The organism is Vibrio pomeroyi (genome assembly GCA_041879425.1).
GTDB classification, from domain to species: domain Bacteria; phylum Pseudomonadota; class Gammaproteobacteria; order Enterobacterales; family Vibrionaceae; genus Vibrio; species Vibrio pomeroyi_A.
This window is the reverse complement of sequence record CP090854.1, coordinates 2,184,034-2,203,840: the sequence shown is the minus strand read 5'-3', so window position 1 is coordinate 2,203,840 and position 19,807 is coordinate 2,184,034. Positions and strand designations below refer to the sequence as shown.

The 19,807-nt window shown below is 44.4% G+C and carries 18 protein-coding genes; 9 read left to right on the top strand and 9 right to left on the bottom strand.

Features of this window, described 5'->3' with window-relative positions; translation table 11 throughout:
- Positions 1 to 33: 33 nt before the first annotated feature.
- From hutG to hutC, 3 genes are all read right to left on the bottom strand, one after another.
- Positions 34 to 1,059 (bottom strand): formimidoylglutamase, encoded by a 1,026-nt coding sequence (gene hutG, locus L0992_09630; protein ID XGB65982.1) that lies wholly within the window; start codon positions 1,057 to 1,059, stop codon positions 34 to 36.
- The gene (hutI, locus tag L0992_09625) at positions 1,046 to 2,296 is read right to left on the bottom strand and encodes an imidazolonepropionase (protein XGB65981.1); all 1,251 of its coding nucleotides are present in this window, start codon (positions 2,294 to 2,296) and stop codon (positions 1,046 to 1,048) included. Before hutI ends, hutG begins: the two co-directional genes overlap by 14 nt.
- A gap of 113 nt (positions 2,297 to 2,409) precedes the next feature.
- Positions 2,410 to 3,123 carry a histidine utilization repressor gene (gene hutC / locus L0992_09620; protein ID XGB65980.1) on the bottom strand — a complete coding sequence of 238 codons (714 nt, stop codon included), beginning with the start codon at positions 3,121 to 3,123 and terminating at the stop codon, positions 2,410 to 2,412.
- A 181-nt stretch (positions 3,124 to 3,304) separates the two neighbouring features.
- Here hutC and L0992_09615 point away from each other — a divergent pair, with 181 nt between their 5' ends.
- On the top strand, positions 3,305 to 4,048 hold the full coding sequence (locus tag L0992_09615) for a sporulation protein (protein ID XGB65979.1): 744 nt from the start codon (positions 3,305 to 3,307) through the stop codon (positions 4,046 to 4,048).
- A gap of 109 nt (positions 4,049 to 4,157) precedes the next feature.
- Here the strand turns inward: L0992_09615 and L0992_09610 are convergent, their stop codons facing one another.
- Positions 4,158 to 5,141: a DUF3187 family protein gene (locus L0992_09610; GenBank protein XGB65978.1), complete on the bottom strand. Its 984-nt coding sequence runs from the start codon at positions 5,139 to 5,141 to the stop codon at positions 4,158 to 4,160.
- A 362-nt stretch (positions 5,142 to 5,503) separates the two neighbouring features.
- Between L0992_09610 and thrS the strand changes: the two genes are divergently transcribed.
- The 6 genes from thrS to L0992_09580 all read left to right on the top strand — a co-directional run bounded on the left by thrS (position 5,504) and on the right by L0992_09580 (position 9,687).
- Positions 5,504 to 7,432, top strand: coding sequence for a threonine--tRNA ligase (thrS, locus tag L0992_09605; protein ID XGB65977.1), 1,929 nt, complete (start codon positions 5,504 to 5,506; stop codon positions 7,430 to 7,432).
- 2 nt (positions 7,433 to 7,434) lie between these two features.
- The gene (infC, locus tag L0992_09600; GenBank protein XGB68718.1) at positions 7,435 to 7,986 is read left to right on the top strand and encodes a translation initiation factor IF-3; all 552 of its coding nucleotides are present in this window, start codon (positions 7,435 to 7,437) and stop codon (positions 7,984 to 7,986) included.
- Between the two features lie 104 nt (positions 7,987 to 8,090).
- Complete coding sequence (rpmI, locus tag L0992_09595; GenBank protein XGB65976.1) at positions 8,091 to 8,285, top strand: 50S ribosomal protein L35; 195 nt, start codon at positions 8,091 to 8,093, stop codon at positions 8,283 to 8,285.
- Positions 8,286 to 8,327: 42 nt separating this feature from the next.
- Entirely contained in the window at positions 8,328 to 8,681 is a 354-nt protein-coding gene (gene rplT, locus L0992_09590; protein ID XGB65975.1) for a 50S ribosomal protein L20, read from the top strand.
- Positions 8,682 to 8,891: 210 nt separating this feature from the next.
- On the top strand, positions 8,892 to 9,209 hold the full coding sequence (yqfB, locus tag L0992_09585; protein ID XGB65974.1) for a N(4)-acetylcytidine aminohydrolase: 318 nt from the start codon (positions 8,892 to 8,894) through the stop codon (positions 9,207 to 9,209).
- A gap of 40 nt (positions 9,210 to 9,249) precedes the next feature.
- A complete protein-coding gene (locus tag L0992_09580) occupies positions 9,250 to 9,687 on the top strand; it encodes a hypothetical protein (GenBank protein XGB65973.1) in 438 nt (145 codons plus the stop codon).
- 104 nt (positions 9,688 to 9,791) lie between these two features.
- Here the strand turns inward: L0992_09580 and L0992_09575 are convergent, their stop codons facing one another.
- The 5 genes from L0992_09575 to L0992_09555 all read right to left on the bottom strand — a co-directional run bounded on the left by L0992_09575 (position 9,792) and on the right by L0992_09555 (position 16,158).
- Positions 9,792 to 11,030, bottom strand: coding sequence for a leucine-rich repeat-containing serine/threonine-protein kinase (locus L0992_09575; GenBank protein ID XGB65972.1), 1,239 nt, complete (start codon positions 11,028 to 11,030; stop codon positions 9,792 to 9,794).
- A 114-nt stretch (positions 11,031 to 11,144) separates the two neighbouring features.
- A complete protein-coding gene (locus tag L0992_09570) occupies positions 11,145 to 12,719 on the bottom strand; it encodes an ATP-binding cassette domain-containing protein (GenBank protein ID XGB65971.1) in 1,575 nt (524 codons plus the stop codon).
- Between the two features lie 489 nt (positions 12,720 to 13,208).
- Positions 13,209 to 13,787, bottom strand: a complete 579-nt coding sequence (locus L0992_09565) for a TetR/AcrR family transcriptional regulator (GenBank protein ID XGB65970.1) — start codon at positions 13,785 to 13,787, stop codon at positions 13,209 to 13,211.
- The gene (locus L0992_09560) at positions 13,784 to 15,220 is read right to left on the bottom strand and encodes a coniferyl aldehyde dehydrogenase (protein XGB65969.1); all 1,437 of its coding nucleotides are present in this window, start codon (positions 15,218 to 15,220) and stop codon (positions 13,784 to 13,786) included. Before L0992_09560 ends, L0992_09565 begins: the two co-directional genes overlap by 4 nt.
- 233 nt (positions 15,221 to 15,453) lie before the next feature.
- Positions 15,454 to 16,158, bottom strand: coding sequence for a class I SAM-dependent methyltransferase (locus tag L0992_09555; protein XGB65968.1), 705 nt, complete (start codon positions 16,156 to 16,158; stop codon positions 15,454 to 15,456).
- 442 nt (positions 16,159 to 16,600) lie between these two features.
- Here L0992_09555 and speA point away from each other — a divergent pair, with 442 nt between their 5' ends.
- Positions 16,601 to 18,490 (top strand): arginine decarboxylase, encoded by a 1,890-nt coding sequence (gene speA, locus L0992_09550; GenBank protein ID XGB68717.1) that lies wholly within the window; start codon positions 16,601 to 16,603, stop codon positions 18,488 to 18,490.
- Positions 18,490 to 19,419 (top strand): agmatinase, encoded by a 930-nt coding sequence (gene speB / locus L0992_09545; protein ID XGB65967.1) that lies wholly within the window; start codon positions 18,490 to 18,492, stop codon positions 19,417 to 19,419. The genes speA and speB overlap by 1 nt, the downstream gene beginning before the upstream one ends.
- Positions 19,420 to 19,807: the final 388 nt, after the last annotated feature.

Below are 19,807 nucleotides of genomic sequence, written 5' to 3'. Positions count from 1 at the left end.
GTAGTTGTAGTTGTAGTTATCGGTATGGCTGGATTAGTCGCCTGCCATTGCACTGGCTATATCCCAACACAAACGAGCTGCCAATCGAGCCGTTTGGCCATCAACGTCGTAGTCTGGGTTGTATTCCGCAATGTCCGCGATAATGAGTTTTTCACTGTGTTTGAAAATCTGTTCTAGAAAAGGCGCGAGCGCTTCATAGCTAACGCCTCTAGCTGCTGGGGCACTGACACCTGGCGCAGTCGCAGCAGGGAATACGTCAAGGTCAATAGTGAGGTAGAGGTAATCACACTCAGCGATGAATTTTTGCAACTTAACCAGTTGAGCTATTTGGTTTACTTGGGTGATATCGCGATCATGTTCGTACCACACACCGAGTTGATCGGCTTTATTGAACAGTGCTTTGGTATTGCTGGCGGCACTCACACCTAGGCAAGCGTAATGGAATGGCCACTGATGTGTGTGGCAGTAATCGCTGATCTGATTAAATGGTGTACCTGAACTGGGTTTAACGTCAGCGATGTCGCTTTCGAATTCTCGAAGGTCAAAGTGAGCATCAAAATTAACGATGCCTATCTTAGGCTTGCGCTCTGGTTGAGCTTTATGTAGATGTTCAGCTAGGCCTTGGAAAGACGCCCAAGCCACTTCGTGACCACCGCCAAGGGTAATCACTTTGTTGGTTGATAGCGCATTGGCAATCACAGAAGCACACTGTTTTTGGCTCACTTCTAATTGACTGTCGTTACATTCAACATCACCAAGATCAGCAATATGTGCATCACTGTGCCAAGCCATATTGGCCAACGCTTGACGAATCAAATTAGGTGCTTGTTTCGCGCCAACACGTCCTTTATTTCTTGCCACTCCAGCATCGCTAGCAAAGCCAACCAAGGCAACAGTGTTGCCATTAAGTCCGTCATTTAAGTCAGTACTTTGCATTTGCTCGATAATGTGATGAACGCGAGTACCGAGTTCGCCATCTTCAAGGTCATTGCGTCCTGTCCATACAAAGTTGTGAGTAGTGGATACTGTATTAGTGCTGTTGGATTTAGATTGAGTCATGACATACCTCGCCATTAACAATGCGTTTATGCAGGTGCGGAACACCAACTTGATAGCTTAAGTCGGCAGGGTGCTCGATATTCCAAATCGCCAAATCAGCAGCGTAGCCGACTTCGATTTTGCCTCTGTTTTGTGACTCGCCAATGGCAGCGGCAGCATGGCAAGTCACACCACGCAATGATTCTTCTGGGGTTGTGCCAAACAGGGTGCAGCTCATGTTCATCATCAGTGTTAAGTCAGCAAAAGGAGAAGTGCCGGGGTTTAAATCCGTCGCGATTGCCATTGGGATATTGTATTCACGAAGTAAGGCAATAGGTGGCTGTTGAGTCTCTTTCAAGAAATAGAAAGCGCCGGGCAGTAATGTTGCAACTGTGCCTGATTTCGCCAGTGCTTTTACTCCGGTTTCATCTAAGTACTCAACATGATCAACAGAGAGAGCACCGTATTTAGCGGCCAGTGCACTGCCGCCCATATTGGAAAGCTGTTCTGTGTGGCCTTTTATCGCTAGTCCATGTTGTTTCGCTGCCGCAAATACACGCTCGGTTTGTTCTAGGTTGAAGCCGATCGATTCACAGAATACGTCGACCGCGTCGGCTAGCCCTTGCTCTGCAGCTTTGGGGATGATCTCTTGGCATACCAGATCAATGTAACGATCTGGCTGCTCTTTATATTCGGGTGGTACAGCATGTGCTGCAAGGAGTGTGGTGGTGATCTTAATACGACGGTGATTTTCTAAGGCTTTGGCAGCGCGTAACATCTTGAGTTCGTCATCAAGCGTTAAACCGTAACCAGACTTTACTTCAACGCTGGTGACGCCACTTCTTAGAAGTCCGTCTAATCTAGGCAGCGCCATTTCAACCAGTTCGGCTTCTTGTGCGGCTCGGGTCGCCGTTACCGTCGCTAGAATACCGCCGCCTTGCTTTGCGATGTCGGTGTAAGACACACCATTCAAACGCTGTTCAAATTCGTTGGCGCGATTACCTGCAAATACAAGGTGAGTGTGGCAGTCAATCAGGCCTGGGGTGACTAGCTTGTTTTTGCAGTCGTAGGTGGAGTAATCCAAAGAACCATCAACACTTGCTTGTTCTGATTCAGAAGTAAGTGCGCTCTGGTTTGAACAAGAGATGGACACGATTTTACCGTTTTCGATAACGATATCTTGTGGGGAAGAAGGTTGATAACCATCGGCTCCCGAGCTCATCGAGACCACTCGTGCATTTTTGAGGATCAAATTCATAATCACCTAGATCTTTGCTAAATAATAAATGTATATACAAATAAATAGGCTAAATACTGACCCGAATCAAGTTAATGTTGCAAAAATGTGATCGGCGATCAGGATGATATTCTTTAATCTAAAACTATCTTAGAGCTTAATTTGTACTTAGAGCCAGGATGGTAGAGTAATGCAAAGCTGATAAGGCGTTCTTTGCTCCATGTTCTTCTATTAAGAAGAAGGCAAGGCTCTGATTCAGATAGCTTTAGTGACGTTCTGATTTTCGAGTCTGGAATAATGGCTTCAACCGTGTGCTCGATCGCACTCAACGGGCAGCTTTTTGAAAGATATTCATTGGGTGTTGAGGCTGAAAAATCTTGTTCTAAGTATTGAGGAGCCGCTTGTGAGTTTACCCATCGAGCTTCCAATTGTATCGGCGTATTGTCGGCAAAGTGGATGATTTCACTATAGAATACTTCTGCATTGATCATCACGCCTAACCGTGTGGCGGTGCTTTCATCAGCTTTGATACTATCGTGCTTGATCACTTGACTTGTGTAGGTTTGGCCACGGTCTTTGATCTCTTGGGCGATGTTGTTGATATCAAGTAGGGGAGATTGCGCTTTTTCCTCTGGCTCACACACAAAAGTGCCCAGTCTTGGCTTCCTGATGAGCTTGCCTTCAGACACAAGATCTCGAATTGCTTTATTCACCGTCATTCGACTTACATTGAACTGCTCTGTGAGTTCGAGTTCGGTGGTAATTTGATAACCCACCGGCCAGTGACCATTGGTAATTTTGTCGTCTATGAACTGTTTTATCTGAAGGTAGAGCGGCGCTTTCGACATAATGAAACCTTATTTGACTATACAAATAGAGTAGCGGATTTTTTCACGATTTCAACATTTCCTCAGAGGATGTGAGCTTGTTCAACATTGATAGCGCAAATGTCTTGATTCTGTGGGGCAAGTGTCGCAAATTGTCACGCAATAACTATTCGTAAATCAGATAATTAGAAAGGGAAATAATATGTTTAAGAAATTAAAGGCCTCGTTGGGCATAGGTGCGGCAAAGGTCGATACCGTCTTAGATAATATTGACGTTTTCCAAGGTGGCGAGTTGTCTGGCAATGTTCACATCATTGGTGGCGACATTGAGCAACAAATCGACCTGATCAACTTAGTTCTCAACACAGAAGTGAAAGTCGAAACTGAAGACAGCACTAGCTACGAAACCTTTTCTCTTGGTCGTATTCAAGCTGTAGAGCCTTTCGTTATCCAACCGGGCGAAACCAAACTGGTGCCATTCCGTCTTAAGTTGAATGATGAAACGCCAGTCACTGCATTGAACGCACAAATGAATCAATGTCATGTGTGGGTAGAAACCAACCTAGATATCGGCTTCGCGATGGACCCTAAAGATCGCGATTTTATCTCCGTTCATCCACTGCCAACAGTCGCTAAAATCATCCAAGGTGTGGAAGCATCGGGCATGGCAATGGTGAAAGCAGACGTAGAGAAGGGCTTCTTGAAAGGAAACAGCTTTGCATCTCGCTCTGGCTGTTACCAAGAGATTGAATTTCGTAGCGGCGGCTTCATGAACAACAAAGAGATCGAGCTGTCATTCATCGTTGAAGGTTCTATGGTTCAATGCCTAGCAGAAATTGACCGCTCAATGAGCTTCCGTGGCGACCAATACATCTCATTCAGCTTACCTGCTAATGCAGCTGACTCAGACATCCTCAACGCCGTCTCAAGAATCATGAGTGCGTAGTTGCCTCTCTGTTAGTAATAGCTCTGTCTGTTAATAAAGACAATACGATTTCCAAGCCGAACTTATCCGTTCGGCTTTTTTGTTACTACTTTCTTGATCTTAAATAGGCTTACCACTGATGACGATAAGCCAATTGAAAGGCAACATCGGTGGAGTTGTCCATGTTGAAGATGTTCTCGATGATGGATATCTCAATTGCCGAGTGTTGCATCACATAGCGATAGCCAAACATCATCTCATTAGCTGATTCTGAAAACTCAGTTTCGCCATCTTCAGCACCTTCATACCAACGATATTCTAGGTGCAACTCATGATTTTCAAATAATGTGAGTTGATAGCCGCCCATCCATGACCATGTCGTTTTCTTATGTGAAAAACCATTCTCTACCTCTCGATTGGACTGATTCGCTAACCCTAAGCTTGTATAGAAGGTATTGATATCGAGTTGGTAGGCATAGTTGAACTGAGCGCTTTGCTCGGTACTGCTTCCTTCGAATGCACCATGGCTGACATTGTTATGATAGAGGGAGACACCAAAGGATAATCCGTGGTTTTCAAGATCTATGATTTGGTATTGAGTGTAGAGGGTGAAAGCGCTGGTCAGCGTGTCGCCGGAGAAGTCTCGAACATTGATGTCGTGGTCAGGAGCGTAAATATCAAACTGATGTCGCTCTTTACGATCGCGTCCTGCTTGGTCGATGTCGAATAGATCATGAAAGTTGATGGTGATTTTGTCGAGGTGATTGTTGGCAGCGTAAAGGTAACGGTAATTGAATTCTACTTGCCATGCTTTAGTGAATTGCCATCGTAAACCCGTTTGAAGCTGATTCTGATAATAGTCTAAATGGTAGTCGTGGGAATTGGCCCAGATACTCGCGGCCGTTAACGTGGAAAATACTTCAATTTTATTCTCTTCGAGTGGGAAACCAGAGCGAAGTGTTGGAGTGAGACGAACGGACTGCAATGGTGCTTGGGTATAACTGATTAAGGGGCCGTAATCTTTATTGGCCCATGCCTCTGGAGTATACAGAGCAGCAGTTATGATTAACGATAAAGAGGGTATGAACGATATTAAAGTAGCCTGTTTCTCCATATGCACCTCATCCGTAATCCGTTACTTCTCTATAGCTTAGTTCTAAATGGCTAAATCGAAACTGCTATGTTGGATTAGAGTGGGTCAAGAGTGGGTTTGTAGGAGAGGGAAGGTGTTGGTTAGCATGACAAATTCTTATCTATCGGAGTTATAAGAAAGCCGCGAGAGACCCTCTGTCATTGTCATTTTATATTATTTCGTTACAATGCTCGGATACCTACAAATGGGGCATCTGTATTTGCTTCTATGTGGGTATCTTTATTATGCATATATCTCCGGTCAACATACTCGTTGACTGACAAACATATATTAAACATTTTCATGTGTTGCTTGGTGTGCAACACCACTGTAAAGGACAAATAATGCCAATTATTACTCTTCCTGACGGTAGTCAGCGTCAATTTGACAACCCTGTATCAACTCTAGATGTTGCCCTATCAATCGGTCCTGGTCTTGCGAAAGCAACCATTGCTGGTCGTGTAGACGGCGAGCGTGTTGATGCTTGTGATCTTATCGAAAACGATGCAAGCCTAGAAATCATCACAGCTAAAGATGAAGTTGATGGCCTTGAGATCGTTCGTCACTCTTGTGCTCACCTTTTAGGCCACGCGGTTAAGCAGCTTTTTCCAGAAGCGAAAATGGCGATCGGTCCTACCATCGATAACGGTTTCTACTACGATATCGACCTTGAGCACTCTCTAACGCAAGAAGATCTAGAAAAGATCGAAAAGCGCATGAAAGAGCTAGCGAAGACCAAGTACCAGGTTGTTAAGAAGAAAGTTAGCTGGCAGGAAGCGCGCGACGCATTCGAAGCTCGCGGCGAGACTTACAAGATTGAAATCTTGGACGAGAACGTTTCTAAAGACGATCGTCCAGGCCTGTACCACCACGAAGAATACATCGATATGTGTCGTGGCCCACACGTGCCTAACATGAGCTTCTGCCAGCACTTCACTCTACTTAACGTAGCGGGTGCTTACTGGCGTGGTAACAGTGACAACAAGATGCTTCAACGTATCTATGGCACTGCATTCCACGACAAGAAGGCGCTTAAAGCTCACCTTGTGCGCCTAGAAGAAGCGGCTAAACGTGACCACCGTAAAATCGGTAAAGCGCTTGACCTATTCCACATGCAGCAAGAAGCACCAGGCATGGTGTTCTGGCACCACAACGGTTGGACTATCTTCCGTGAGCTAGAAGTGTTTATTCGTCAAAAACTGACTGAGTACGAATACCAAGAAGTTAAAGGCCCATTAATGATGGACCGTGTTCTTTGGGAACGCTCTGGTCACTGGGATAAGTACGCAGAAGCGATGTTCACGACTTCTTCAGAGAACCGTGAATACGCTATCAAGCCAATGAACTGTCCTGGTCACGTTCAAATCTTCAACCAAGGTTTGAAATCTTACCGTGATCTACCGCTACGTATGGCTGAGTTTGGCTCATGTCACCGTAACGAGCCGTCTGGCGCACTTCACGGCATCATGCGTGTTCGTGGCTTCACTCAAGATGATGCTCACGTATTCTGTACTGAAGACCAAGTTCAACAAGAAGTTAAAGCTTGTATTGATATGGTTTACGATACTTACACAACTTTCGGTTTCGAAAACATTGTTGTTAAGCTATCTACTCGTCCAGAACAGCGTGTAGGTTCAGACGAAATGTGGGACCGTGCAGAGGCTGACCTTAAGCAAGCGCTAGAAGCATTAGAGATTGCATACGAGATTCAAGAAGGCGAGGGTGCGTTCTACGGACCTAAGATTGAATTTACTTTGCATGATTGTTTGGACCGCGCATGGCAATGTGGTACAGTGCAGCTCGATTTTGCATTACCAGAACGTTTAGGTGCTACTTACGTAGGTGAAGATAACGAGCGTCACACGCCAGTTATGATCCACCGCGCGATTTTAGGTTCACTAGAACGCTTCATCGGTATTCTTATTGAAGAATACGCTGGTTTCTTCCCAACGTGGTTGGCGCCAGAACAAGCAGTTGTAATGGGCATTACAGACAAACAGTCTGAATATGTACAAGAAATTACGAAAAAACTGCAAAAAAGTGGATTTAGAGTCAAAGCAGACTTGAGAAATGAGAAGATTGGCTTTAAAATCCGCGAACATACTTTGAAACGTGTACCGTTCATGCTTGTGTGTGGTGACCAAGAAATGGAAGCCGGCGAAATTGCAGTACGTACACGTAAAGGTAAAGACCTTGGCAAGTTTAAAGTGGATGACTTTATTTCATACATCCAAGCTGAGGTTTCAAGCCGTAAGCTCAATCTGGAGGAATAGCTATTAAAGGCGGAAGACGTGGCCAACAACCGGCCAAACAAAACCAGCACCGTTTAAACGGTGACATTCGTGGCGTTCGTGAAGTGCGTCTAACTGGCGCTGACGGCGAAGCTGTTGGTGTAGTTTCAATCGCTGAAGCGATGGAAGCTGCAAATGAAGCTGGTATGGATCTTGTAGAGATCAGCCCTAACGCCGAGCCGCCAGTTTGTCGTGTGATGGACTACGGTAAGTTCCTCTTCGAGAAGAGCAAAGCTGCGAAAGAGCAGAAGAAGAAGCAAAAACAGGTTCAGATTAAGGAAGTTAAATTCCGTCCTGGAACTGATATTGGAGACTATCAGGTAAAACTACGCAACCTGACTGGTTTCCTAGAAGACGGCAACAAAGTGAAGGTAACAATTCGCTTCCGTGGCCGCGAAATGGCTCACCAAGACATCGGTGTTGACGTTCTTAATCGTTTGAAAGCGGATACTGAAGAATTTGCAGTAGTCGAATCTTTCCCAACGAGAATTGAAGGTCGCCAGATGATCATGGTATTGGCCCCTAAAAAGAAGTAATTAACGGCTTTGCAAGTAATTGAACCCTGCAGCCTCAGGTTGCGGGGTTTTATTCGCCCTAATTACTATGTTATTAACAACTCAACAATGCGGAGTTATTCATCATGCCTAAGATGAAAACCAACAAAGGTGCTGCTAAGCGTTTCCAGAAAACTGCTGGTGGTATTAAGTTTAAGCACGCTGGTAAACGTCACATCCTGACTAAGCGTACTACTAAGAACAAGCGTCAGCTACGTCCGAACTCGATCCTTCCTAAATGTGAAGTTGCTCAAGTTCTACGTATGATGCCATACGCTTAATTCTTTTTAGTTTATAAATTCGTTTAGTTTAGGAGAAGCATAATGCCTCGCGTAAAACGTGGTGTACAAGCTCGTGCACGTCATAAGAAAGTTCTAAAACAAGCTAAAGGTTACTACGGAGCACGTTCACGTGTTTACCGCGTAGCTTTCCAAGCAGTTACCAAAGCTGGTCAATACGCTTACCGTGACCGTCGCAACAAGAAACGTCAATTCCGTCAACTTTGGATTGCACGTATCAACGCGGCATCTCGTCAAAATGGTCTATCTTACAGCCGTTTCATCAACGGTCTTAAGAAAGCATCTATCGAGATCGATCGTAAGATTCTTGCTGACATCGCAGTATTCGACAAAGCAGCATTTGCTGTTCTAGTTGAAAAAGCGAAAGCATCTCTATAATTTAGAGTTAGCTTAAAGGTTTAAGAAAAGGAGAACTTCGGTTCTCCTTTTTTATTGCCTGCAATTTGGTTGTTCCGTATTCTCTCGCATCTCGCATCTCGCATCTCGCATCTCGCATCTCGCATCTCGCATTTAATTTTTATTCGCTTGAACAAGCATTCTGGTATATAAACATCTACCTAACCTTTAAATGTTAAGCGATAGAGATAAATGACCGCACCTACCACTATGACGTTCTTCGAGCGTTTTGAAACCGATATCCTTTCAGGCAAAAAGACGATCACCATTCGCGATGAATCAGAGCGCGATTACCAGCCAGGTAGCGTTGTGGAAGTATCAACGCTAGAGCAAGGACGTGTGTTCTGTAATCTTAAGATCATCAGCGTTGAGCCAATCTTGTTTGATGAACTGGGCGAGTTCCATGCTCAGCAAGAAAACATGACGTTAGACGTTCTGAAGGGCGTGATTCAAGACATCTACCCTGGAATCTCTGAGCTTTATGTTGTCTCTTATGAGTTGGTAGCTTAAGTCTTATTGGATTGGATTAACTAGCTAGGGATGGCAATTAATGAGTGATAACCAACAGGCACTGCTTCAACTTTACTGCCGCGAACAGCAAGAGCAAAAGTTACTGGATAAACACGACTTAGACAGTGATCTGAGCGAGAGCGCCGATTATTTAAAGTGGTGCGAGAGTAAAAGACACTTTGTTGCAGAGGATGTCTTAGGGCGTACTTGGGTAAAAAGCTGCCCTGCAGGGTACATTACTGAGGTTCACTTTCATTCGGATGGTAGCCTAACGGAATACCGCTTGTTTGATCGGTTTGAAACTCAAGGTCATTGGCTGCTGAAAAGCGGGCTGTTGCACGTTGAAATCAATAAAGGTGACAATCGTTACCAGTTTGATGCGGTTGCATGTAAAGACTTGAATATTCACTCAGCGGTGGAATACAAAAACCAAGAGCTTCACTCTTACCTTAAGCTTGTTCAGGTGGAAGTCAGTTAAGTCTGATTTGATTCATCAAGCTCCAAAAGCAAAAAAGCTAACGTCAAACGTTAGCTTTTTTCATTTCTGTCGAACCTTGATTGAATACTTAGGCTTGGTAGCGCTTATGCGTGATAGTTTTCAAGTTTCTTGTACAGTTCTGAATCTATCTCTTCAGTAGAGCAAACCGTTAATAGGTCTTCAATAAAGTACTTGAGAGCGCGAGCTTCGATGCGTCGAATGCCTTGTTGCTGCTCTTCTGTTAGGTAACCGTAAATAGTCGCTGCGCCAAAATCGCCAAAGATCATTTGGCCTTGCTCATTGACTAGGGTGTTATGCGCATACAAGTCACCGTGGCACACCTTGTTGTCGTGCAGGTGATTAAATACATCAATCATCTGAATAACGATGTTGTCGATTTGCGTGATTGGAAGTTCGAAACCTTCTGGGAAAGTATCACGTGTGCAAGTCTCGAGTGTCGGTGGCAAGCCTAGGTTGTAATAGCTGCTTGGGATAAGCTCCATTACCAACGCAAGGTAATCTTGCTCGTCCACTTGAGCGATAGACTTCACTAAGTTGCTATGGTGACCAGCTTGAAGACACGCTTCCAGTTCATCATGTGGGTAGCCGTCGCTTGTTACTTCGCCTTTGAATACTTTAACTGCCACTTCCTGAGGGAAATCAAAATCACTGTTTAACCAATTAGCATGAGATATCACGCCTGATGCACCTTGGCCAAGCACTTGATTCACTGAGTAACATTGAGAACTCACAGCTGGCACGCTATCTAAGCTGCTAGGGTGTTTACAAAATGGATTTCCCGCAAAGGCTAACCACGCCAGTTTCGGAAGCTTAATAAGGAACTCAGGAAATTCTGTTAATTGGTTTGCAGACAATCGAACCAGTCCGAGGTTGGACAGCTTTTCCATACTCTCAGGTAAAGTACGAAGTTGGTTGCCTGCGAGTGCCAGTTTTTGCAGTCGTGGCCTTTCACCCAGTGAGTTCGGTAGAACTTCGATGGCATTATCCGTCAGAATTAACCAGCGCAATTGAGCGGGTAGAGACTCTTCACTCACGGTTTTGATTTGGTTGGTCTTAAAGCCAACCATTTCAAGCTTAGGAAGCGAACCGAGAACATCAGGAAGGTGCGTAAATAGGTTATTCGACGCAAAGATAATACGCAGGCTAGTCAGCTGTGTTAACTCTTGTGGAAGCTCCGATAACTGATTTCCTGAAAGATCCAGAATCTCTAGTGAATCGGCGAGCTCTAAGATCTCTAGTGGAAACTCGGTGAGACCTTCTGACAGTTTTAAGCGTTTAATACCTTTAAGTTGCCCTGATTTTAGTTGTTCTAGAGTATGCAAACCTTAGCCTTATGAATAGATGTTCGAGGCGCGTAGTGTACTTGTCTCAACTGAGAAAGGCGAGCACCGGAACGATGCTCGCCTAACTAAGCTCATTGAACGAATTGACGAAGTTTAAAGCTGTATGTGATTTTGGCTGACGCCGACCTCCTCAACAAAATCCGCATCATGACTGACTAAGATGAACGCGCCTTGGTATTCACGCAAAGCTGACGCCAATATCTGCTTTGAGTCGATATCTAAATGATTGTCTGGCTCATCAAGCAGCAGTAATGGGGAGTCTTGCTTATGGCTGACAATCAACATCGCTAGTTTCATTTTCTCTCCACCACTCAGGTGAGCGACTTTGCGGTACACAGAATCACGCCTAAAGCCGATGCCTGCTAACAATGTCCGTGCGTCACTTTCTGTCATGCCGCAGCTATGTGTCATGAGGCTATCGAACATAGTGTGCTGGGTATCTAACAAACCAAAGTGTTGATCAAGGTATACAGTAGATCCTAAGCGTTTGATAGTACCAGTGTAGTGCGAGTGCTCGTTGTGAATCGCTTTCAACAGTGTCGATTTACCACAGCCGTTTGCGCCGCTTAGATAACATCGTTCACCTTGTGACAGAGAAAAATTGATAGCAGTACCAGACCCATATTCAAGTCGGCAATCTTCAACAGTTAATAGCGCGTTCTTTTTCTTACTATTACTCTGTTGTAGATACAAGGCCTGCGGTTTCAGTTGCTCTTTTTGTTCTTTAAGAGATTGAAGCTTATCTTGATTTTGCTCCTTTAAGTTACTTTGGCTAGTAGCTGACGCTGCTTGTGTTCGTCCCGCTTTGTCTTTCATCGCATCCAGTAAGATCTTGGGCTGACTGCCTGATTTTCTCAGTCGGTTTCCTTGCGCCTCTCGCTGTTGTGCTTTTTCTTTGTTGGCTTGAGCTTGGCGCTCCAGTCGTTTCTTTTCGGATTGGTGATACGCAATCTGCTTGTCCAATGCTTCACTTTGGCTCGACATTTGTTTGAAGTAATCATCGTAGTTTCCTTTGTAGAAACGTAATCCCAAACTGTTGAGGTAGTAGATTCCTTCCATGTGTCTCAATAAGCTTCGGTCGTGACTGACGATTAGTATTTTGCCTTCAAACAACTGGCACTGCTCTAATAACCAATTACGTCCGTCGCTATCCAAATGGTTGGAAGGTTCATCGAGAATTAAAATGTCGTGATTCGATGTAAATAAGCGATGAAGTTGCAAGAGCGCAAGTTGGCCACCGCTTAATGTGTTGCACGGTGTGGTTAACTCACTGGTTATTTTCAACGTAGCTAAAAGTTGTTGAGTGCTTTCTTGTAAATCCCAATCGTCACCAACGATATTGAAGTGTTGAAGTTCGCAGCTACCTTGCTCGATGGCTTGCAAGGCATCGAGCTTTTCAGTGATACCTAAAAAGTCAGCAATGTTGATTTCGCTATCCAACAGCTCTGAAGGTAATTGTGAGTAAAAGCCGATCGAACCTTGTCTGGAAACACTGCCTGATGTTGGCTGTGTTTTTCCAGTGAGTAACGAAAGTAGCAGTGACTTTCCAGCCCCATTTCTTCCAACTAGGCCTGTAAGGCGCGTGCTCAAATTAAAGGTGATGTCTTTGAATAACCACTCACCAGTATCGAGTTGAAATGAGAGATTATTGGCTAATATAGTAGGCATAAAAATACCTCCCTTTACGTGTAAACGAGTAAAAGGGGTGAGGCGCTTTTCTATCTAGACTCCAATGTAGGACTCTAACAATAGATCGCCAAAGACGTTACTTAGGTAGATGACCAATCAAAAATAGAAAACCTGTGATGAGATGATTTCTGTCTTTGAGGTACAGTTCTGCAAGATTCAGTTTGTCAAAAGACGGATCTTTAAGAACTTGATTTGTCGCGAAAATAGATGACGAAGTAACGCCCACTAACCCCGAGTGTCCAAATGATTTTTATAAAAATAAATCGGATGTCAGGATGTTAGTACTTCATTATGGCGTTATTCTCTTTTGAAATGATGGTGGGATGTTACTGAAAGAGGGTGCTTAAAGTCAATATGGTGACCTGATTAAAATGTATCCAAATAATTAAAGCGCCTACATAACCAAGAGATAACCATGAGGCGCTTTAGAGTATTCTTTGAAAGCAGGAGCTTCGAAGAGTGTGGAGATTACAGGTTTTGTCCGCCGACAGCTCGCCAACACATATCAAAGCTATCATTGATGTACTTGGCTGATTGCTCTTGCGATAACTCGTCCTGCTCGATTAGCCAGTTCGCGCAGATCAAAAAGTGGCTGTGGATGAAATGCCTAACAAGATTGATGTCTAACACCATTAACTCACCGACTTCTTGTCCTTTCAAAATGATATCATCGAGTGATGCGAACATCTGCGAGACAATGACTTCACGAGTTTGAGTTGTTGGGTCAAAATGAACATTGGTGAAGAACTTCATGGCTACAGGGTTTTCTAATGCCCACTCAATCCCTGTCATCCACATGAATTTAAAGGCTTGATAGCGGTTTTGTTCAGCGATTTCTGTGTGCTGGTCAAGGGTAGAAAATAGCTCTATTTTCAGTTCACGAAACAGTTCATCAATCAGTAGAGATTTGTTCTCAAAGTGATGAAACAGCGTCGCTTTTGCTACACCTGCGGTCTTCGCTATCTGCCCAGTAGATGTGCCCTCTAACCCTTGTTGAGAGAAGAGTAGGAGCGCAGCATCTAGGATTTTTTGCCTTTTTGTAATCATCGATTCAGTACTTTGAACATCATTTTCTTGATTGGGTTGTTATATGGAGGGTGCATCAACTTAGTGAAGTTGATCTTGCCTCGAGTCAACACGGTTTTTGCATGGCTAAAGGTCTTGAAGCCTTCAATACCGTGGTAGTGTCCCATGCCTGAAGGGCCAATACCACCAAACGGTGCGTCTTCCGCTGCCACATGCACCAAAGAGTCATTGATACAAACACCGCCAGAGTGTGTATCCGATAGGAATCGGTCTTGGGTTTTCTTGTCGTGACTCATTAGGTACAGCGCAAGTGGACGTTCTCTGGTGGTGATGTAGCTTATCGCTTCTTCAATTGAATCATAAGGCACGATAGGTAGCACAGGACCAAACAACTCTTCTTGCATTGCCACCATATCATCATTCACTTCGGTGAGAAGGTGCGGTGTCATTCTGTGGTTCACGTCGTCTTGTGCCTGCTCGGTAACTGTATGTATCACAGCACCTTTTGACTTCGCATCTTCAACTACACCTTTTAATCGATTGTACTGGCGCATGTTAACCACTGAGGTTAAGTCTTTACTCTCAATTCCCGCTTTATAGAGCTTCTTGAAGTAGCGCTGGTAAGCGGTGATAAATGCATCGACTTTCTCTCGTGGCAGTAAGATGTAGTCAGGCGCAACACAGATTTGACCTGCGTTTAAGCTCTTGGCAAATAGGATACGTTCAACTGCGTCAGCGACATCGAAATCTGGAGCGATAATGGTTGGAGATTTCCCGCCTAGCTCAAGTGTCACAGGCGTTAAGTTATCAGCTGCGGCTTTCATTACGTGCTTGCCAACAGCGGTTGAACCTGTGAAAAGGATATGGTCAAACGGCAGTTGGCTAAACTTAGCTGAAACATCGGCTTCACCTTCGATGATCGCCACTTGATCTTCACTGAAGCCTTCGGCCAACATTGCTTTTAAAACACGGTTGGTCGCAGGAGTAAACTCAGACATTTTGAGCATCGCGGTATTACCTGCTGCTAATGCTGTGATGAGAGGACCCAAAGCGAGCATTACCGGGAAGTTCCAAGGAACAATAATGCCGACAACACCTACTGGCTGATAGTGAACGGTGATTTTAGCCGGGGTTAACATCAAACCTGCTTTACGACGTGAAGGCTTCAACCATTTCTTTAGGTTTTTATCACTGTAATTGATTTGGTGTAGAGAAGGGGTGATATCAGCAATTAAGCTGTCGTGCTTTGCTCGGTGGCCATAATCTTCAGATACCGCTTCAATCAATTGCCGTTGGTGGCGCATTAATAATGCTTTCAAGACAGACAGGTCTTTTCTTCTCTGCTCAAGCGTTGGGTTAACGTTGTTGCGGTAGTGATCTTGTTGTCGATTGAATATTTGATCCATGTCGTTGGTGCTCGACGTGTTTGGTTCAAGGTCTAGATTATGGCTCATAGTATCCCCTAAATTCGAAAGCTGACCGATTGGTTGGTCAGTTAAAATTACAAGAAGTTAGGATCGAATACAAGATATGGACAAGAAAAGTTTATTTTTTGTGCAATGAACTGACAATTAAGTGAGTGGGCGCAATAACGGAGAGGTTGGTCTTGAGGAAGAAATGACAGGGTTGCAGAGAAATGATCGTGTGCCTTTGGTTTAGTTAAAGGCACACGCGATTTGTTTGCGGGTTAGGCAGACACTTTCTCGCAACGCATAAAGATGAAGTTAACGTTTTTCGATAGGCGCTCGTACGTTTCTTCAGAGATGGCTTTGGCTTTCTCGTCAATTGTCCCTTCAGTGATTTGTGAAATCAGCAAGCTAGATTGGCTGACAGCTTGGCAAAGCTCAGTCAATGAACGGCGGTAGAAGCTTACCTGAACCGGTGTGCCGACCGTGCTCCACTCTTCTTGAATGAATTCGCGCTCAAAGTAGTTACCAGAAAGGGAGCACTCAAAATCTGCAAATGGGTGGTGAGTGGAAAATACGATGTAGCCACCCAGTTTCAAAACGCGATACACGTCATCAAAGACAGGTTTTAGATCTTCAATGTAATGCAGTACCAATGGGCACACGATGACATCAGCGCTGTTATCAGCTTCCTTGGGTAAACCAAGAGCAGCATCTTGCGCGTATGCGGTCACGTTGGGGATTTGTTTTCCGTTCACTAGGTCAACCATATCTTGAGACAAATCGGTGCACGTAACTTTGTTGGCACCTTGGTCGATAAACCACTGTGCGTAGATACCTGAGCCGCAACCAAGGTCGACAATATCGAGTCCTTTCACATCGTCTAGTAAGGCTATGGTTGATGGGCGTTCTAACAGGGCATTATAAATATTATCGCGAGCAGCAGAGTCGTATTGTTTTGCGTAGGTGGTGTACATTTCGGACATGATTTAACACTCATCAATAGGCATGGAAGAACAGGATACTGACAATCTTGGTGATAGCGAGAGCTCAGACAGGGAAGTGCCGATATTTGTCACAACCCTGACTTAACATCACCAAATTAACTTGGAATTTTAGGTGTGATTGCTATTTTATTCACCTGATTTTTTGTTAGAAAGTGCTTTAAATTTAATGCGCTCCAGCCTGATTTTTAGCCTAAAACCTTGTAATTCCTTACCTGTCACTTTAAGTCGATCTGTCGATAAAAAAACGTAATCGTAACCACAAATATCAATGGTTGGACTCACTCTTAATAATATCGGTTAATGCAGCCAACAAATCGTTTTCGAGCGTTTTTTGTTGGGTTATACCTCGCTATTCCAAAGAGGTATCTTCTGTCGATGGCCCTATAGTGTGAGGTCTCTAGAATTGGAAAATTCGGTTAATTTGGAACGCATCCGTGCTGAGTATAATGTAAAGCACTGGAGCCAAGGTTTTTATGGAATTGATGACAACGGTGAGGTGTATGTTTCACCGAGCGAAACGGATCATCAAGTTCCTCTAAGTAAGATCGTAAAACAGTTAGAGCAAAGAAATATTGGTTTACCTGCTCTTGTGCGTTTTCCTCAAATCGTGCATCAACGTGTGCACAATATCTGTAACGCATTCAACCAAGCGATCGACGAATATCAGTACGACAATCGTTACCTACTCGTTTATCCGATTAAAGTTAACCAGCAAAAAGAAGTGGTTGATGAGATCTTAGCGAGCCAAGCTCAATTAGAGCAAAAGCAGCTAGGCCTAGAGGCGGGCAGCAAACCTGAGCTATTAGCGGTATTGGCGCTGGCTCAAAAAGCGAGTTCTGTGATCGTGTGTAACGGTTACAAAGACAGAGAATACATCCGTCTTGCGCTGATTGGCGAGAAGCTAGGGCACAAAGTTTTTATCGTTCTAGAGAAACTGTCTGAGCTTGATCTTGTTCTTTCTGAAGCGAAAGCATTGGGCGTGAAACCTCGTTTGGGTTTACGTATTCGTCTTGCTTCTCAAGGCGCGGGTAAATGGCAAGCAAGTGGTGGTGAGAAGTCTAAGTTTGGCCTGTCTGCATCACAAGTGCTTACTGTTATCGAACGTTTGAAAGCTGAAGACCAGTTGGATGTCCTAGAGCTCGTGCACTTCCACCTTGGTTCACAAATGGCGAACATTCGTGATGTGCGTAATGGTGTGAGTGAAGCGGCTCGTTTCTACTGTGAACTGCGTGATATTGGAGCTCAACTGAAGTTCTTGGATGTTGGTGGCGGTTTGGCTGTCGATTACGACGGCACACGTAGCCAATCTTCAAATTCAATGAACTACGGCTTGCTTGAGTACGCTCGTAACATCGTGATGACAGTAGGGGATATTTGTAAGCTCTACAATCAGCCACAGCCTGTGATTATTTCAGAATCTGGTCGCTCGTTGACTGCTCACCATGCTGTGTTGATCACCAATGTGATTGGTACTGAAAGCTACTCGCCGGAAGATATGACAGCACCAGAAGCAGACGCTCCAATGTTGCTAAACAACATGTGGAAGAACTTCTTAGAGCTCGATGCTGGTAATGATGACCGTGCGTTGATTGAGATCTACAACGACACTCAGAGCGATATTGCAGAAGCGCACAACCAATTTGCGACAGGCATGCTCAATCTTCAGCACCGTGCTTGGGCAGAGCAAATGTCTTTGCGTATTAACTACGAGCTTAGCACTCGCATGAGCACTAAGAACCGTTACCACCGTCCAATTTTGGATGAGCTGAGCGAGCGTTTAGCGGACAAGTTCTTCGTGAACTTCTCGTTGTTCCAATCATTGCCAGACGCTTGGGGTATTGATCAGGTGTTCCCTGTATTGCCACTGAGCGGTTTAGACAATGCGGATGAGCGTCGTGCTGTTGTATTGGACATCACTTGTGACTCTGACGGTACGATTGACCAGTATGTTGATGGTCAAGGCATTGAAACTACGTTGCCAGTACCGGCATGGAACCCAGATGAACCATACCTAATGGGCTTCTTCCTAGTAGGCGCATACCAAGAGATCTTGGGTGACATGCATAACCTATTTGGTGACACGCACAGTGTTGTGGTGAATGTTGATGAGAGCGGCGAAGCAAACATCGACTACATCAACGAAGGCGACACGGTTGAAGACATGATGCGTTATGTTCATATCGATATGGACCTAATTCGTCAGAACTACAAAGAATTGGTAACGGCTAAAGTACCATCGCAAGAGCAGCAAAGTGTACTTGAAGAGTTAGAGCAAGGCTTGATGGGTTACACCTATCTTGAGGATTTTTAATGAACGATCTATTTACGAAACCAGATTATTCGCTGTACTCAAATGCGATGACGTTTATGCGTCGTCCATTAGTTCAAAACCCAATTGACAACGACGCTAATGTAGTGGTGTTGGGTGCGCCGCTAGATATGGCGACATCTGGTCGTCCGGGTGCTCGCATGGGCCCTGATGCGATTCGTCGTGCTTCTGTAAACCTGGCGTGGGAAGGCAAAAAATTCCCGTGGGACTTCAATGTATTTGAACATACCTCGGTAATTGATGCTGGCGATCTTGTGTTTGATTGTGGTGATGCAGAAGACCTAACTCAGCGCTTAGAAGCGGCTGCTGATGCGATTTTAAACAGCGGTAAAACATTGCTAGGTTTAGGGGGCGATCACTTCATCACACTGCCTTTGCTAAGAGCGTATGGTAAAAAATATGGCGAGATGGCGTTAATTCACTTCGATGCACATACTGACACCTACAACCAAGGCAGCCGTTACGACCACGGCACCATGTTCTATCATGCACCAAACGAAGGTCTTATCTCGCCAGAACATTCGGTGCAGATCGGCATTCGTACTGAGTACAAACAAGAAGGTCATGGCTTCAACGTCATTAATGCGATGCAAGCCAATGACATGAGTGTGGACGAGATCATTGCTCAAGTGAAAGATATTGTTGGTGATAAGCCAGTGTATCTGACGTTTGATATCGATTGTCTGGATCCTGCTTTTGCTCCGGGTACTGGCACGCCAGTGTGTGGTGGTTTGAATTCAGATAAAGTTCTGAAAATCATCCGTGGCCTGCAAGGCATCAATATGGTTGGCATGGACGTTGTAGAAGTTTCTCCAGCGTACGACCAAAGTGAGATTACCGCATTGGCTGGCGCGACGATTGCGCTTGAATTACTTTATGTTTGGACGGCGAATCGCCTCGCTAAATCATAATCTTTTACAGCTAACAGCATAACGCTGCATACTGATTCAAAAGCCCACCAGGTTTAACTTGGTGGGCTTTTTTGTTTATCACTTCCAGAAAAGAACCTGTGACCAAATTGAATCGGCTAGCAGTTGTTTATCATTTGGTTAAAATTCCGACATATACGCTTTATGCAACTTATTTGATTGTTTTTGGTTCGAATTTCACCACCTTTCCTCTGATTAGTGTCTCATAAATGGGAATTACTTCTGCTTTGCTGTAAACGCATAGTTGGTCTCAATTAATGCCCCATGTTTGCTAATGATTTATCAACTTTATTGCTGTATATATTTATAAATAATGAGGTGCAATTACATTGTGAATTTATTTGCATATAAATCAGCACCATACTAACTT